This is a genomic window from Pedobacter puniceum, assembly GCF_009674685.1.
Lineage (GTDB): Bacteria > Bacteroidota > Bacteroidia > Sphingobacteriales > Sphingobacteriaceae > Pseudopedobacter > Pseudopedobacter puniceum.
In genome coordinates this window covers 25,449-41,702 of sequence record NZ_WKJI01000006.1, presented here as the reverse complement: position 1 = coordinate 41,702, position 16,254 = coordinate 25,449, and the positions used below count along the sequence as shown (strand labels likewise).

Annotated in this window: 12 protein-coding genes and 1 pseudogene; 5 read left to right on the top strand and 8 right to left on the bottom strand. The window is 32.2% G+C overall.

The window, feature by feature from the left end:
• Positions 1-51: 51 nt before the first annotated feature.
• A complete protein-coding gene (locus tag GJJ64_RS15905; protein ID WP_154288748.1) occupies positions 52-1,215 on the bottom strand; it encodes an amidohydrolase family protein in 1,164 nt (387 codons plus the stop codon).
• Between the two features lie 131 nt (positions 1,216-1,346).
• Here GJJ64_RS15905 and rlmN point away from each other — a divergent pair.
• The 3 genes and pseudogenes from rlmN (at position 1,347) to GJJ64_RS15890 (ending at position 4,517) form a co-directional block, all read left to right on the top strand.
• A pseudogene (gene rlmN / locus GJJ64_RS15900) lies at positions 1,347-2,391 on the top strand (23S rRNA (adenine(2503)-C(2))-methyltransferase RlmN).
• A 13-nt stretch (positions 2,392-2,404) separates the two neighbouring features.
• Positions 2,405-3,100: a ComF family protein gene (locus tag GJJ64_RS15895; RefSeq protein ID WP_154288747.1), complete on the top strand. Its 696-nt coding sequence runs from the start codon at positions 2,405-2,407 to the stop codon at positions 3,098-3,100.
• 28 nt (positions 3,101-3,128) lie between these two features.
• Entirely contained in the window at positions 3,129-4,517 is a 1,389-nt protein-coding gene (locus GJJ64_RS15890; RefSeq protein WP_154288746.1) for a right-handed parallel beta-helix repeat-containing protein, read from the top strand.
• A gap of 122 nt (positions 4,518-4,639) precedes the next feature.
• Here GJJ64_RS15890 and GJJ64_RS15885 read toward each other — a convergent pair whose 3' ends face one another.
• On the bottom strand, positions 4,640-5,023 hold the full coding sequence (locus tag GJJ64_RS15885) for a response regulator (RefSeq protein ID WP_154288745.1): 384 nt from the start codon (positions 5,021-5,023) through the stop codon (positions 4,640-4,642).
• 81 nt (positions 5,024-5,104) lie between these two features.
• Entirely contained in the window at positions 5,105-6,379 is a 1,275-nt protein-coding gene (locus GJJ64_RS15880; protein WP_154288744.1) for a serine hydroxymethyltransferase, read from the bottom strand.
• A gap of 135 nt (positions 6,380-6,514) precedes the next feature.
• Here GJJ64_RS15880 and GJJ64_RS15875 point away from each other — a divergent pair, with 135 nt between their 5' ends.
• Entirely contained in the window at positions 6,515-7,537 is a 1,023-nt protein-coding gene (locus GJJ64_RS15875; RefSeq protein ID WP_154288743.1) for a Gfo/Idh/MocA family protein, read from the top strand.
• Here the strand turns inward: GJJ64_RS15875 and GJJ64_RS15870 are convergent.
• Positions 7,494-8,255 (bottom strand): segregation and condensation protein A, encoded by a 762-nt coding sequence (locus GJJ64_RS15870; protein ID WP_154288742.1) that lies wholly within the window; start codon positions 8,253-8,255, stop codon positions 7,494-7,496. The two genes, GJJ64_RS15875 and GJJ64_RS15870, sit on opposite strands and share 44 nt — an antisense overlap.
• Positions 8,256-8,420: 165 nt before the next feature.
• Here GJJ64_RS15870 and dxs point away from each other — a divergent pair, with 165 nt between their 5' ends.
• Positions 8,421-10,352 carry a 1-deoxy-D-xylulose-5-phosphate synthase gene (gene dxs, locus GJJ64_RS15865; protein WP_154288741.1) on the top strand — a complete coding sequence of 644 codons (1,932 nt, stop codon included), beginning with the start codon at positions 8,421-8,423 and terminating at the stop codon, positions 10,350-10,352.
• Positions 10,353-10,361: 9 nt separating this feature from the next.
• Here the strand turns inward: dxs and GJJ64_RS15860 are convergent, their stop codons facing one another.
• The 4 genes from GJJ64_RS15860 to GJJ64_RS15845 all read right to left on the bottom strand — a co-directional run bounded on the left by GJJ64_RS15860 (position 10,362) and on the right by GJJ64_RS15845 (position 16,221).
• The gene (locus GJJ64_RS15860) at positions 10,362-11,633 is read right to left on the bottom strand and encodes a glycosyltransferase family protein (protein WP_154288740.1); all 1,272 of its coding nucleotides are present in this window, start codon (positions 11,631-11,633) and stop codon (positions 10,362-10,364) included.
• Positions 11,634-11,650: 17 nt separating this feature from the next.
• Positions 11,651-13,270, bottom strand: coding sequence for a gliding motility protein RemB (locus GJJ64_RS15855; protein WP_229655568.1), 1,620 nt, complete (start codon positions 13,268-13,270; stop codon positions 11,651-11,653).
• 5 nt (positions 13,271-13,275) lie between these two features.
• Positions 13,276-14,199, bottom strand: coding sequence for a glycosyltransferase family 2 protein (locus GJJ64_RS15850; protein WP_317162950.1), 924 nt, complete (start codon positions 14,197-14,199; stop codon positions 13,276-13,278).
• An 81-nt stretch (positions 14,200-14,280) separates the two neighbouring features.
• Positions 14,281-16,221 carry a polysaccharide biosynthesis protein gene (locus GJJ64_RS15845; protein ID WP_154288737.1) on the bottom strand — a complete coding sequence of 647 codons (1,941 nt, stop codon included), beginning with the start codon at positions 16,219-16,221 and terminating at the stop codon, positions 14,281-14,283.
• Between the last annotated feature and the right edge of the window lie 33 nt (positions 16,222-16,254).

The following is a 16,254-nucleotide window of genomic DNA, read 5'->3' as shown; positions in this document are numbered from 1 at the left end:
AACAACTATTTAAACTAAGCTAATTTGGCTGTTTACTGATGATTATCCAAATTAAATAAGCTTTTTAACAGTAGATTTTTCTGTTAGGTGGTTATTCTTGAAATTTGAAATGAGATTTAACCCTGGTTTTTTACCTACAGCAAGGCTTCCTAGTTCTTTGTCTAAGTCTAAAAATCTGGCTCCGTTGATAGTAGCCCACTTTAACAAAGTTTCGAAAGAAAAATCTTCTCTATGCTGATGAATGATTTTCATTTCTTCTAAAATGCTTAGTCCGTGGTTTGATGCTAAACTATCTGTACCTAAGGTTATAGGGTAATCACTTTGCTTAAAGAAATCAAAAGCCGGTAATTTATTATCTATATAAAGATTTGCACCCGGACAAAAACACCAGAAAATATTCTTCGTAAACCTTCTTAGCATGTATACATCTTTTAAACTGGTATACACATTATGCACTAATAAAATGCGCTGCATTTCTGGCAATAAAGGAACGATAGCTTGCATGGTATTTTTAGAAAGCGGTGAGAAATAATCGATATTAAGACCTAAATCTTCATAAAATTTCACAAAGTCTCCGGTTTTGTAACGGTAGAATTTATTTTCTTCATCACTTTCTTGATTATGTAAACTAATCGGATTTACCTTATGCTTACAGTAATTATAAAGCTTTTTTAATAATGCTTTAGACAAGGTATAAGGCGCATGAGGTGTTAAAGAAACAGAAGTTTCAAAAGCATTAGCTGTTTCAATGGCTTTTTCCATTAACTCATCAGCTTTTGCAGGGTCAAGCCCTACCATTTCTATAAAGGTGTGATAATGTATAGGGCTTTGTGTTTTAATTTTAGCAGTTACATCTGTATTGGAAATATCACCAACTGCCACAATACCATTCTTCCACATTTCTTTATCGGCAGCCTGTATAGCTTTCAGTACATCCTTGTTTTCTTTACCTCTGGTAGCAATAACCTCTTTAAGAAAAGCTACTAAACCGTTTCCAGACTCTATTTTACCTTTAAGATGGGATAATTCTAGATGACAATGGGCATTGATAAAACCAGGAACTATAGCCCCATTAAAACGCTCAATTTCTGGGTCTTTTTCATCAAAAGACTCGTTTACAGCAAGAATCTTTCCTTCATCATCAGTAACAATTAAACCATTTTTTAAGGGTTCTGCCTCTAATGTAAAAATATAATCTGCTGTAAACTTCCTCATTGCAAAATTTTGGATTTATCGTTAATTATTTGAATATATATTAAATTGACAACTAAACCCGAACAATCTTTATACCATAATATGAATATTACCTAAGCTTGTAAATATTAATTGTAATTTTGCATCTGTAAATGGATTCAAAACTCAATAAAACTGATATTAGAAGCTTATCTCTAGAAGATTTAAAAAAACGCTTTTTAGAACTCGGAGAAAAAGCTTTCAGAGCCAACCAAGTATATGAATGGCTTTGGAAAAAATCTGCTTTCAGTTTTGATGAGATGAGTAATCTTTCAAAACCTCTTCGCGAAAAACTTAACGAGCTATTTGTTATTAATGCTGTTAAAGCAGTTTAGCAACGATAAAACAATTAAAAACACTTTTGTTTTGCATGATAAACATTTAATAGAAGGTGTTTTAATTCCTACTACCGAAAGAATGACAGCTTGTGTATCATCTCAGGTAGGTTGTAGCTTAACTTGTAAGTTTTGTGCTACAGGTTATATGGAAAGAAAGCGAAACTTAAATGCTGATGAAATTTATGACCAAGTTGTTTTAATTGATAAACAAGCGAAAGAGCATTATGGTATTCCATTGTCTAATATTGTTTACATGGGCATGGGCGAACCTTTATTAAATTACAATAATGTTTTAAAATCTATAGACAGGATTACAGCAGAAGATGGCTTAAACATGTCTTATAAAAGAATAACAGTTTCTACAGCTGGTATCGCTAAAATGATTAAAAAACTAGGAGATGATGATGTAAAGTTTAACCTAGCTTTATCTCTACATGCTGCAAATGATGTGAAGAGAAATGAAATCATGCCTATTAACGAGCAAAACTCACTTGCTGCCTTGGCCGAAGCCCTTAAGTATTACTTTGCCAAAACTAAAAATCCGGTAACGTATGAGTATATCATCTTCAACAATTTTAATGATGAAATTGAAGATGCAAAAGAACTTGCTCGTTTTTGTAAACATGTGCCTTGTAAGGTAAATATTATAGAATATAACCCTATCGCTTTCGCGGATTTTACAAATGCGGCTGTTGATAAAACCGAGATATTCGCAAATTATTTAAAAAAACAAGGTATTATTACCAATATAAGAAGAAGTAGAGGTAAAGATATTGATGCTGCTTGTGGACAATTAGCTGTGAAAGAAGAAAATAAATAATTATTTTAAGGCCATGAATCTGGCTAAACTCTACCTAAAAGATTTCTGGGCATTATTTTTTCCTAAACTTTGCCATACCTGTGGCACACCTTTATTACATCAAGAATATTTAATTTGCACTACTTGTCTTTACCAATTACCTTTTACAGATTATCATTTAGATGATGAAAATAAACTGGTTAAACAGTTTTGGGGAAAGGTTCATGTTAAATCTGCTACGGCTTATCTTTTCTTCAGTAAAGAAGGTAAAGTACAAAACCTGATGCATCAATTAAAATACAATAATCATCCAGAAATTGGAGTTGAACTTGGTAAAATGTATGGTAAAATTTTAAGAAAACAACAGCGTTACCAAAATATAGAAGCCATTATACCTGTACCATTGCACCCAAGTAAACAGCGTAAAAGAGGATATAACCAAAGTGAACAATTTGCTTTAGGTTTAAGTGAAAGTCTATCTATACCTGTATTAAACCATGTTTTAAAACGTGTAAAATCATCAGATAGCCAAATTTTCATGAAAAGGGAGTCTAGATTTTACAATATGCAAAGTGTTTTTGAGGCTTCTCAAAATGATGATAATCTAAAATCGGTGTTGTTGGTAGATGATACCATTACCACAGGTGCTACACTTGAAGCCTGCGTATTGGCATTAGAAAAAGCTGGCATACATGATATTCATATCGCAGGAATTGCATTTGCCAGCTAATTATGGATATTTGTATTAAACTAATAAAATGAAGAAGCTTTTGTATTTCTTGATGGTTATCATCTTATTTGCTACAGCTTGTAGCAAAACAGAGGTGTTAGATACAAGCCCTAATACAAGATTAAACTTCTCTACCGACTCTGTTTTATTTGATACCGTTTTTACAGAGAGAGGTACCGTTACTCGTATACTCAAAATCTTCAATTATAATGCTAATAGTATTAACATCAATAATATTAGATTAGCTGGCGGTAATTCATCTGATTTTAGTATCAACATTAACGGATTAAATGCTAACCAAGCGCAAAACATCAGAATAAAAGGAAATGATTCTATTTATGTTTTTATAAGAGCATCAATTAACCCAAATAATCAAGAAAAGCCTTTTATTGTTGAGGACTCTATCATTTGTAATTTTAATGGAAATCGTGTTAAAATACCGCTCATAGCTTATGGACAAAACGCTGTTTATTTAAACAATACAGAAATTAGTACCCTTACTACTTTCACAAAATCAAAGCCTTATATTATTTATAATCAGCTTAAAGTAAATAAAAATGCCATCTTAAATATAGCTGCTGGGGCAAGAATATACTTTCATAAAGATGCCAAACTTTTGGTACATGGTACGCTAGCTGCTAATGGAACTTTACAAGATAGTATAACCTTTGCAAGCGACAGGTTAGAAAGAATTTATAAAGATGAACCTGGACAATGGGAGGGGATTCATTTTTTCCCATCTTCTCATAACAATATCATCAATTACAGCTGTATCAAGAATGCTATTATTGGTATTCAGATTGATTCTTTAAGTAGAAATAGTAATCCTAAACTGTTAATTGGTAATACTATTATAAAGAATCACCAAGTTGCCGGAATATTAGCTTACCAAGCAGATATTACTGCATACAATAATTTATTTTTTAACTGTGGGCAGTATCTTTTAGCAGCTATTAATGGTGGTAGATATGAATTTTATCAGAATACTTTGGCTGGTTATAACTTTAGTTTAGCTCGTTCTACACCAGCTGTTTATTTGGCAGACCATAGCTATAATTCTTCTACTGCCTTTAATTTTAATGCTTTATTTAAAAACAATATCATTTGGGGAGTATTAAGAGAAGAGCTAGAAATTAGCCGCAGAGGCACTAATCAACTCTTTAATCAAAATTTTGAAGCTAACATCATCAGAAGCAGCAGACTAGCTACAGATTTGAGTATAAATAACAATAATTTCTTAAATCTTGACCCTGCTTTTATAAATCCTAGAGAGGGGAATTATAAAACTGTTACAAATAGTACAGCAAGAACTAAAGGTGTTAATTTAAATAATACAACTTATGGTTTAGCTCTCACTAAAGATATTAAAGGTTTTACAAGAGTTTATCCTTCTACTTTAGGTTGTTATGAAGATTAAAAAAATTAAAAAAATATGTAACCTTCTAAGAAATACGTAGTATAAGTATTTGAGAGCGTTAATTTAGATTAAGAAAAGGCGGAGATCTGTAGCAGACTTCGCTTTTTCCTTTTTATCAATACTTACTTAGCAAGCCTTAGTCGTTCTATTTTTTCTAGAAGCTCTTCTATTTTAAAAGGCTTAGATTGATAATCATTCATCCCATATTCATAAACCTCATCAATATCTGTTGGCATAATACAAGATGTTAATGCAATAATGGGAAGTTCTTTAAAATAAATATCTTCTAAAGTTCTAATTTGTTTAGTAGCTTCTAGACCACTCAATATAGGCATATGTACATCCATCAAGACAATATCATAAGCCTTAGTTAAAATCATATCGTAAGCTTCTTGCCCGTTTGATGCAAAATCCATATCCAACTCAAATTTGGAAAGCATCTTTTTTATCAATAGCTTATTGATATCATTATCATCTACAATTAATATTTTTTTTTGGTAGGTCATTTAACTATTAGATGTGACTTAAAATTAACTCCATTTTATAAAGTGCCCTTCCTTGGATAGAAAAGAAAGGGCACTATATTTTTAACCTTTATATAAAGGGAATTTTTCCATTAGGTCATTAACCTGATCGGCAATATTTGATAAGATAGTTTCATCTTCATGATTTTTAATTACTTCATCAATGAAACCAACTATAATTTCCATATGCTCTTCTTTTAAACCTCTGGTTGTAATAGCAGCAGTACCCACTCTTATACCTGATGTTACAAAAGGCGAACGTTTATCAAAAGGCACCATATTTTTATTTACAGTAATATCTGCTGCACCTAAAGCCTCTTCTGCTACTTTACCAGTGATATTTTTATTACTTAAATCAATAAGCATTAAATGGTTATCTGTACCACCGGAAATAATTTTATAATCACGATTTACAAATGCTTTAGCCATAGCTTGTGCATTTTTCTTTACTTGTAAAGCGTAATCCATATACTCATCACTTAAAGCTTCGCCAAAAGCAATTGCCTTAGCAGCGATAATATGCTCTAAAGGACCGCCCTGTGTACCAGGGAAAACAGCACCATCTAATAAAGAAGACATCATTCTTATTTCGCCTTTAGGAGTTTTTATTCCGAATGGATTTTCAAAATCTTTACCCATCATAATTAAACCACCTCTTGGACCTCTTAAAGTTTTATGAGTAGTAGTAGTAACAATATGGCAATGTGGAAGTGGATCTTTTAATAAACCTCTAGCTATTAAACCTGATGGGTGAGAAATATCTGCCAATACTAAAGCACCAACTTTATCGGCTACGGCTCTAATAAATTCGTAATCCCAATCTCTAGAATATGCAGAAGCACCACAAATAATCAGTTTTGGTTTCTCTCTTAAAGCTACTTCTTCTAATTGCTTGTAATTGATTAAGCCAGTTTCTTCATCAACACCATAAAAAAATGGAGTATAAACTTTTCCAGAAAAATTTACTGGAGAACCATGAGTTAAGTGGCCACCATGTGCCAAATCAAAACCTAAAATTTTATCTCCTGGATTTAAAACTGCTAAAAAAACAGCTGCATTTGCTTGCGCACCAGAGTGTGGCTGAACGTTTGCCCAAGCAGCATTAAATAATTGTTTAGCTCTATCAATCGCAATATTTTCAATTTCATCAACAACTTCACAGCCACCATAATACCTTTTACCTGGTAGGCCTTCGGCATACTTGTTTGTTAAAACAGAACCTGCAGCCAACATAACTTGCTCACTTACAAAGTTTTCAGAAGCAATTAGCTCTAGGCCCTGCTCTTGTCTTTGCTGCTCCTCGTTAATTAAATCAAAAATAATTTTGTCTTTTTTCATGAAATTATAAATATTATTAGCTAATATTAGGGCAAATATTTGACGAAATATGTAGCCATTTTCATCAAAATTTAATCTACTCTATTAAAGGCCTAAATTATGCATTTTATACGATTTATTTGATAAAAACTATACATGAATAAATTGAGCTTCGTAATAGTTGGAGTAGGAAATATTGGGGCTAAATATTCAAGAATTATTCAGACTCTTGAAGACGTAGATTTAGTTGCTGCTGTAGACCCCGATTTTGCTAGAAGAAAAAGATTAAAATCTTTAGTTCCCTTTTTCACTTCTCTTCAGGATTTTTTTGAAGCTAAAATTCCTGCTGATGTAGTTTGTATTTGTACACCCAACGGTTTACACGCCAAACAAACTATTGCTTGTTTAGAAGCCGGATATCATGTTATTTGTGAAAAGCCTGTAGCACTTACCGCAGAAGATGTAAGAGAAATGATGGTGGCAGAAGAAAAATCTGGCAAAAAAGTTTTTGCTGTTATGCAAAACAGATACAGCCCGGTTTCTATTTGGCTTAAAAAATTAATAGATCATAACATGCTAGGCAATATTCTTTACATGCAAATAAATTGCTTTTGGAATAGATGCCAACAATATTATAACGATTCGCCATGGCGAGCAACAAAAAGCCTAGGTGGCGGCCCACTATACACCCAATTTAGTCATTTTATTGATTTGATGGTTTGGCTTTGTGGCGAACCGAAAGATATTAAAAGTCAGTCTTATAATTTAAGAACAAATATTGATACTGAATTTGACGATAGTGGCTCTATAAACTTTGATTTACCAAAAGGGGGGAAAGGTAATTTTAATTATACCAATGCCGCCTGGAATGGTAATATAGAAAGTAGTATCACTATTATAGGTACTAAAGGAAATGTTAAGGTTGGTGGACAATATATGGAAAAGCTTGATTTTGTTCAATTACAAGACCAATTTGACGTTCCTGTTTTTGATAAGATTACTCATGCTAACCAATATAATTACTATCAGGGCTCGGCAGATAAACATGATGTTTTTATTAAAAAAGTAATTTCTTGTATAAAAGAAGACAAAGAACCAGAAATTAGGTTAGTTGATGAACTACATGTTATTGATTTTATAGAACAGGCTCTTCTTTGTTTACAATCCAAAAGTTATTAAAGCCTAAGCCTATTTGTATTTGAATAAGTTGCTGTTGTAACATTTCTAAAACTGCAAGAAAATTGTAAACAAATTGCACCTTGTCTTTTGATTGCTGAACAAGATTTTTAAAATCTAATCGACTGTTAATCCTTAAAAGTTCACCGATGACAATTTTTTGTTCTTCTATGGTATAAGGATATTGCACAACAGTATGCTTAACCTCTTCAGATTTTATTTGATAAGCCCTCATTAGTTTATGATAAACTTTTAAAAGCTTATATAAATCAAAAGAAGCTAGTTCCTCTTCTGTAGATTGCGCCCCTTCTGTAAACCTTTTTAAATCCTCAGTAATATTACCTCTCTTTTCTTTAAAAAATCGTTCTTCTTCTAAAAGCTTAAACTCTTCTGTGACAGCTTTAAAACGCTTATATTCTAATAGTTTCTGAATTAAATCTTGTTTTAAGTCAATCTCATTACCATCCTCATCAAGTTCTATCCTAGGCAATAACATTTTAGCTTTAATACGCATTAAAGTAGCCGCAACATAAATAAACTCACTAGCCAACTCCATATTTAAAGCATTCATCTGGTGAATATAATTCAAGAAATCATCTGTAATTTTTGCTATGGGAATGTTATGTATATCAAGCTCATCACGTTCTATAAAAAACAACAAAAGGTCAAAAGGACCTTCAAACATGGGTAATTTTATAGCAAAGCTTTCTTGTGAGTTCATTTATTAGCTCAAATATAACCAACCACATTCAATTTGCAACACTTGTAGTTTAGAGGTTTCTTAAAAAATATACCTTTCTTAAAACAAATCAATCTTGTAAATTGTCATGATATTTAATAGAATTATTCTTTTAAATTTGTAAATTAATTACTCCTAAACGTAAAAATGGAAGTACAGGCGGGCCAACTATTATCACAAATAAACATACCCTCTGATTTAAAGAAATTTAAAGAAGAAGATTTACCGGAGATTTGCAAAGAACTTCGTCAATATATTATTGATATTGTATCTGTTAATGGAGGGCATTTTGCTTCCAGCTTAGGAGTTGTAGAGTTAACGGTTGCATTACATTACGTGATGAATACACCTTATGACCAATTGGTTTGGGATGTAGGTCATCAGGCATATGGCCATAAAATATTAACCGGAAGAAGAGAAGTATTTCATACCAATAGAATCTACAAAGGGATTAGCGGTTTCCCAAAAAGATCAGAAAGTGAGTATGATACTTTTGGTGTAGGCCATTCATCTACATCTATATCAGCAGCGTTAGGTATGGCTGTTGCTTCACATTACAAAGGAGAAAAAGATCGCCAACATGTAGCCGTAATTGGCGATGGCTCTATGACTGCCGGTATGGCATTTGAAGCTTTAAACCATGCAGGGATAGAAAACTCTAACGTTTTAGTTATTTTAAATGATAACTGTATGTCTATTGACCCTAACGTTGGGGCTTTAAAAGATTATCTTACAGATATTACCACTAGTAAAACTTATAATAAATTTAGAGATGATGTTTCTGCTGTTTTAAGCAAAATATCAGAACTAGGCCCTAATGCGCATGAAATTGTAAAAAAGATTGAGAAAAGCATTAAAGGTACTTTATTAAAGAAAAGTAATTTATTTGAAGCTTTAAATTTTAGATACTTTGGTCCTATTGATGGTCATGATGTAGTCCATTTAGCCAAAGTTTTAAAAGATTTAAGAGATATACCCGGACCTAAACTATTACATTGCGTAACTGTAAAAGGTAAAGGTTACGCTTTGGCAGAGAAAGATCAAACTAAATGGCACTCGCCAGGCTTATTTAATAAGATTACAGGAGAAATAAAAAAATCTGCTCCTTCTAAACCACAAGGGCCAAAGTATCAAGATGTTTTTGGACATACCATGGTAGAGTTAGCAGAAATGAATGACAAGATAATGGGTATTACTCCTGCTATGCCATCTGGTTGCTCTTTAAATATCATGATGAAAGCCATGCCTCACAGAGCTTTTGATGTGGGTATTGCTGAGCAGCATGCCGTAACTTTTTCTGCTGGTTTAGCAACGCAAGGATTAATTCCTTTCTGTAATATTTACTCAAGTTTTATGCAAAGGGCTTATGACCAGGTGGTACATGATGTTGCTTTGCAAAAGCTTCCTGTAGTCTTCTGCTTAGACAGAGCCGGTATAGCTGGTGCTGATGGACCAACGCATCACGGAGCTTACGATATCGCATATTTCAGGTGTATACCTAATATGATTGTTTCTGCTCCTATGAATGAAGAAGAGCTTAGAAACTTGATGTATACTGCTCAACTTAAAAATCATGGCGGACCATTCTCTATTCGCTACCCTCGTGGCAATGGTGTTATGCCAGAATGGAAAAGACCATTAAAAGAAGTTGAAGTTGGAAAAGGAAGAAAAATTACCGATGGTGAAGATGTTGCCATTTTAACCATTGGCCATATTGGTAATGAAGCTGTAAAAGCCTGTTTAGAGCTTAATGCTGAAGGCTACTATCCTGCTCACTATGATATGCGTTTTGCCAAACCTATTGATGAAGAGTTATTACATGAAGTTTTCAAAAATTTCAAAAATGTAATTACTGTGGAGGATGGCTGTATACAAGGCGGAATGGGAAGTGCCGTATTAGAGTTTATGGCCGACCATCAATACCAAGCTGTGGTAAAACGTCTAGGCATACCTGATGCTGTTATAGAACACGGTGAACAAGCAGAACTTTGGAATGAGTGTGGTTATGATGCTTTTGCTATTTTAAAAACTGTGAAAGAACTGGTAAAAGCTAAACCTACTGAGCGCTTGGTGGGGTAGTATAATAATCTAATAACTAGCTAACATTATATCAGTTAATATTTTTGCTTGGTAAGCTCTGGAGTTTTTTATAAAAAAATCTTCTGTTTGTGTGATATATTCAGGAACTTGATTTAAAAACTTCATGTATAAATCATTCAGCACTTTTATATTATCCTCTACATTATAGCAAACATAGCCTGCTTTATTTTCTAAGATACTTTTAGCTATATCTCCCTCATCGCTAACTGGCAGAAGTATGGGTTTTCTAAAAAATAAATAGTCGCTTTGTTTAGATGTTATGATACCGCTTTTATCTCCATATTTAAGGTGTATAAAAATCGATGAATTATTAAAATAAGTCCTTAACTGGTCTCTTCTTAATCTTGGAGTTATCTCCGCAAATTCATCTAACCCAAAATCTCGTAACTTTTTCCTAAGCTTTTCATTGTAGAAAGAACCTAAAAACTGAATTTTCAACCTTTTTACTGATAAACGACTAATGAATAATTTAAGGGCCTCAAAAAAGGTATCATCTATTAATTGATCATCATAGACAGTCCCTGCATAAACAATATTAAAAGTTTGTGGAATTTCTATCTGGAAATCATGTTCTCTGTAATTAAATCCATTTGAAATAACATGAATTTTATTTTGAAAGGCTTGAGGGTAGTAACTCTTAAGTGTTTCAGATACCGTAGTAACAATTTTAGCATTTCCAATTAAAAGATTCTCTAAATTTCTATTCAGTCTTAATTTTAATAGATGTATAAATTTAAATCCTCCTACAACACGATATCCATAAGTCCATGGATCTCTATAATCTAATATAAGTTTATAATTTAATCGATTAGCTAGGAAGTTAGCATATGAAAATATACCAAATGGCCCACCCGAAACAAGCACATAACCTTTATTTAATGCTTTGAGATCCTTAGGAATAGTACGATAACCGGGGTGATTAATATCTCTTTTAAAATAAATTTGATATAGTATATGTAAGGGTTTTGCTAAGAATATATATCCCTTTCTAAAGAGAAAGAAGATGAGCCTTTGAAAGAGATTTAATTGAGGTTTAAGAATCCGCAAATGAGATTCAATATTAGAATTTAAGGGGTCTACATTTTTTGTCTCATGCCCCATCCATGTTTTTTCTTTCCAAGGATAATCGAATTCATAAATATGAACATTTTCAAAATTTGAGATAAAGGCTTCTGCAAAGCTTCTAAATCTTTCTGCTGAAGTAGTATTATCTCGAATGTGAGCCGTTATAAATACAATCTCGATATCTTGATTTTTCACGCTACTTTATTATTTCTTTAAAAATCATCATAAAAATTTCTAAATGAGCTTCTTAAGCCAAAAGATATTAAAGTGGTATTTCTGTCGCCCCTATCATTTGATTCAGATCTTATTAAACCTCCTAGCTCCAATCTCAAATTATATTTAGGATTTATTAGATAGGATATTCTTCCAGTTGCCACTAATAATGATGTTTTAAGTCCTTGTGTAGTTATATTGTTGTAATCTGAATTTCGTGTACTGTAAGGTTTATAAATATCCTTACCAAAATTATCATTGGCAGAAGCATCTAATCCATATTGAGCTAGATTCACCTTACCAGAAAAATCAAACTTACCTAGACTATAGTTTAAAATTCCGACAGTTTCTCGAAAATTAGCGCCATACAAATGGGCTAAAGGCTGATTATAATGACCAAAATTTAAAAGCGAACTTCTTTGAGTATAAGTAAAAGGTCTGGCAGTATTAAATTCAAATAAATAATTTAACCGCTTAACGCTAAACATGTCAAAGCCTCTTATCCCAATTTGATATGCAAATTTATTGGCCCAATAACCATTGCCTGCAAAAACTTCTTTCGCAGTAAATTCATCTGCTAAAAACTGACCATAGACTGTTAAGTTCTTTAATAGTTCATACTTAAGATTTAAGCCTACTAAAGCATTATCTGGTGAACCATTCTGTCCTTCCACTGGACGCAAGAAAATTAATGGATTAACATAACTAAAATCAAATCCTCTTTTACCTGTACTATCTGCATCTTGCCAAATTATCGCATCAAATATTCCTACGCTTAACCTATCTGTAACATTCCAATCCAAATAGTGAAACACTCCCCATTTCTTTCTAAATCCATTATCATAAGAAAATTGTGGAGATTTTAAATCTTGAAATTGAGCCCACAATGCCATATATTTTACATTACCCAAATTAGCTGTTAATCGTAAAAATGGATAATTAGCCGCTACATCAGATAATAACATCGAACGATAACCATCGCCAATGAAATTCTTATCCTGACCTAAAGTAACATTCAAATACTTAACTGGAGTATAAGAAAGAATAGCTGTTGCATAAGCCCAATCTTTTATAGACTTTCTAGGGCCGAATTTATCGTTTACCTCACCTGGGATAATTCCGTTTTCGTTGACAAATTCTGTAATATAATTCGGAAATTTAGCTTGATTCTCGAACCCACTGGTATAAAAAAAGAATTTATCTCCTATAGTACCTCCTAATTGATATCCTCTTGTATTTAACCAAGTATTCTGGCCTGTTACTTCATCATAACCTAAGGTAAAATCAGGTAAAAAATCTGCGAAAACAGTAAAATCCTTATTTTTCACCTCTATGAAATGCTCTTGAAATAGTTTTCTATGAGCCCAGCTTTTCTTATTTGTATCGAGATTGACATTAAAAAATGAGTCTACACTAGGTTTAAGAATAGTATCATCTATAAAGTAGGGCTTAATAGAACTATGGAATTTAGTTTTTTGACTATAAATTTTATTATCAAACTTTTGATAGAACTGATGCGAAAAAGGCTGATTATGATTTGGAGTTTGTGCTTCTAGTCTTCCAACCTTAAAAATTATAATTATTGTGATTATACTTATAACTATTCTATTTTTCATCATGTATTTTATCTTTTCTTAGAAATGAGCTTTAATTGCATCGTTCTAGCGGTTATCAATAAGTTGGCAGAAATAAACATATAAACTATTTCTCTATATAGAAAAATATTAGTGATAAGACTTTTTATATCTCTCTTTAAAACACTCAATAATAAGATAAAGGCTCTAAACTTATCATTTTTCCTATTATAGGCCATAATCAATCTTTTCTCTAATTCAATAATTATCTTTTTTGTTAAGTTGTCTTTAATGCCTTCACTTTTTAATTTATTAATCATATTGTAAGCTACGCTAATTACAGACTCTTGAATATGAAGAAAAGAAGAATTATCACTATGTCTATAAATATTTAATATAATTTTCTCTGTAGAAACAACATTTTCATACCTACAAATTTTCAGTAAAAGCTCCCAATCCTCCGCATAATCTAAAGAACAATTAAATCCTCCAGAAGCTTGAATCAGGCTTTTTCTAATTATATTGTTGCCCATATTCAAAATCATCCCCTGAATTTGTTCTATAAATATATTCTTTAAATGTATATAAAACTGTCTTTTATAGATTTCAAAGTACGATCCGTTCTTTACTTGATACAACCTATAACCGCCACTAAAGATATTTATTGCTGGATATTCTAATGATAGTTTTACCAATACATCAATTGCATCTAGTTCTAAATAATCATCAGAATCCAAGAAAAGAATAAACTCTCCTTCAGTATGACTTAAGCCCTGATTTCTTGCATATGATCTTCCTTTATTTTCTTGAAAAATATACTTGAAATTATTTAATTGCAAAAAAGGCTGAATTACAGCGAGAGTATTATCAGTAGAGCCGTCGTCAACTAATACAATTTCAACATTCTTATAGGTTTGGTTAAGGACACTTTCAATGGCGTTAGCTACCAAGTGACTCCTATTATAAGTTGGTATAATTATACTAACTTTATACTTATAATTTTGATTAGAATATTGTCCTGAATTGATATGATTGAGGTTTTGTTGATTGAATACTTAAACGCTTATCACCTGTTTTTGATCTAGCTCTTCAAAGATAGAATTGTTGCTTTTAAACTCAGGAACTATGTCCTTCATTTTTTTAACTACTTCTTTATCTTGATAGTTACAAGCTATCTCAATAAGTTCTTGAATATCTTGATTTACTTTATCAAACGCTCTAGGTATTACCTTGGCTATCATGATTTTTTCATGATGTGTAGGAATAGTATTTTCCAAATCATTTAAAAGCTCTTCATAAAGCTTTTCGCCTGGTCTTAGCCCAGTAAACTCAATATGAATATCTTGGTTTGGAACTAAACCAGAAAGTTTAATCATCTTCTTCGCAAGCTCAACAATTTTGACAGATTTACCCATATCAAAGATGTAAATCTCACCACCGTTACCCATAGAACCTGCTTCTAGTACTAAGCGGCAAGCCTCAGGGATAGTCATGAAATAACGCGTAATATCAGGGTGTGTTACTGTAACAGGCCCCCCCTTTTGAATTTGAGCTCTAAATCTAGGTATTACTGAACCATTTGAGCCTAAAACATTACCAAACCTGGTCGTAATAAACTTAGTGTTCGATTTTTTTGCATTCAGATAACTATGTCCGTTTTCAAAAACAGGCGACTCGTAATTTAAAGCTGTATAAAAAGCTTGTACATACATTTCTGCAATTCGCTTTGAAGCCCCCATTACATTTGTAGGATTAACCGCTTTATCTGTAGAAACCATTACAAATTTAATCACATCATGTTTAACAGATAAATCTGCAATGTTTTTAGTCCCCCCAACATTTGTACAGATAGCTTCAGCAGGATTATCCTCCATCATAGGAACATGTTTATAGGCCGCAGCATGGTAAACATAATGAGGTTTAAAAGTCTCAAATAAATTATCCATACGTTGCTTGTTCTTTACATCTCCTATATAAGCAATAAAATTACTACACATATTATTGTCTTGTAATTCTAATTGTAAATCATGTAAAGCAGTTTCTGCAACATCATTTAAGATAATCAATTGAGGTTTAAACTTAGCTACTTGCCTTACAATCTCACTTCCAATAGAACCAGCAGCCCCCGTCACCAAAACTCTTTTTCCAGTTAATTGCGAACTTAAAACATCTTCTTCAATGGTTATAGGTGCTCTTTCCAGCAAGTCTTCAATCCTAACATTTTTAATTTGATTGACTTTAATAGCTCCTTTAACCCATTCTCTGGTAGGTGGTACATTCAGTACTTTTACATTGTGATCTAAACATAAGTCAACAATTTTATTTTTCCTATCAGAAGAGATTCTATGAGTAGAAAATATTAAATCATCAATATTTTCAGCTTCAATGATACGCTCTAAATCATCGGCATGATATATTTTAACATTATCTACAACCTTACCCCTTTTACGTGGATCATCATCTACAAAAGCAATAACACTCATGTTTACCGTAGGGTCTGTATCTAATGTTCTTTTAGTTGCAACACCAGTTTCTCCAGCACCGTAAATAATTACACGTCTTTTATCTAAACGCATATTCTTGATATACAAGAAGAAGTATTTAACTAAAACCCGATAAGTAATCAATAAAACAAAGCTGCAAAGCCCAGTTATGACAATAATTACATTAGAGATAATAGGAGGTCTATCAAAAGATTGAAGGAAAAGATTACAAAAGATGAAAAACGCATTACTAATGGTAATGCTAAACAAAATTCTGAAAGAATCTTGAGCACTGGTATATCTTACAATACCCGCATAAGTTTTTACATTAAAAAAAACTACACAGTTGATACCTAAAAATATGAGCGTATTTCTGCTCAATTCAGAAATATCAATTTGTGAAGCTTCGAAATTATACCTAAGAAGATAAGCTAAAATAAGTGCAAATCCACAGAAAAAAAGATCAATACAAAATATTATCCATCTTGGAACGATATTGATTTTTTTAAACATATTTAATTTCTACTTAAAAAGTCAAATATACTA

Excerpts from the sequence above, each read along its gene's own strand:
- GJJ64_RS15855 (WP_229655568.1), bottom strand. The coding sequence starts at position 13,270 with ATGATGAAAAATAGAATAGTTATAAGTATAATCACAATAATTATAATT.
- GJJ64_RS15845 (WP_154288737.1), bottom strand. The coding sequence starts at position 16,221 with ATGTTTAAAAAAATCAATATCGTTCCAAGATGGATAATATTTTGTATT.
- GJJ64_RS15870 (WP_154288742.1), bottom strand. The coding sequence starts at position 8,255 with ATGAACTCACAAGAAAGCTTTGCTATAAAATTACCCATGTTTGAAGGT.
- GJJ64_RS15875 (WP_154288743.1), top strand. The coding sequence starts at position 6,515 with ATGAATAAATTGAGCTTCGTAATAGTTGGAGTAGGAAATATTGGGGCT.
- GJJ64_RS15905 (WP_154288748.1), bottom strand. The coding sequence starts at position 1,215 with ATGAGGAAGTTTACAGCAGATTATATTTTTACATTAGAGGCAGAACCC.
- GJJ64_RS15885 (WP_154288745.1), bottom strand. The coding sequence starts at position 5,023 with ATGACCTACCAAAAAAAAATATTAATTGTAGATGATAATGATATCAAT.
- GJJ64_RS15895 (WP_154288747.1), top strand. The coding sequence starts at position 2,405 with ATGAATCTGGCTAAACTCTACCTAAAAGATTTCTGGGCATTATTTTTT.
- GJJ64_RS15890 (WP_154288746.1), top strand. The coding sequence starts at position 3,129 with ATGAAGAAGCTTTTGTATTTCTTGATGGTTATCATCTTATTTGCTACA.
- dxs (WP_154288741.1), top strand. The coding sequence starts at position 8,421 with ATGGAAGTACAGGCGGGCCAACTATTATCACAAATAAACATACCCTCT.
- GJJ64_RS15880 (WP_154288744.1), bottom strand. The coding sequence starts at position 6,379 with ATGAAAAAAGACAAAATTATTTTTGATTTAATTAACGAGGAGCAGCAA.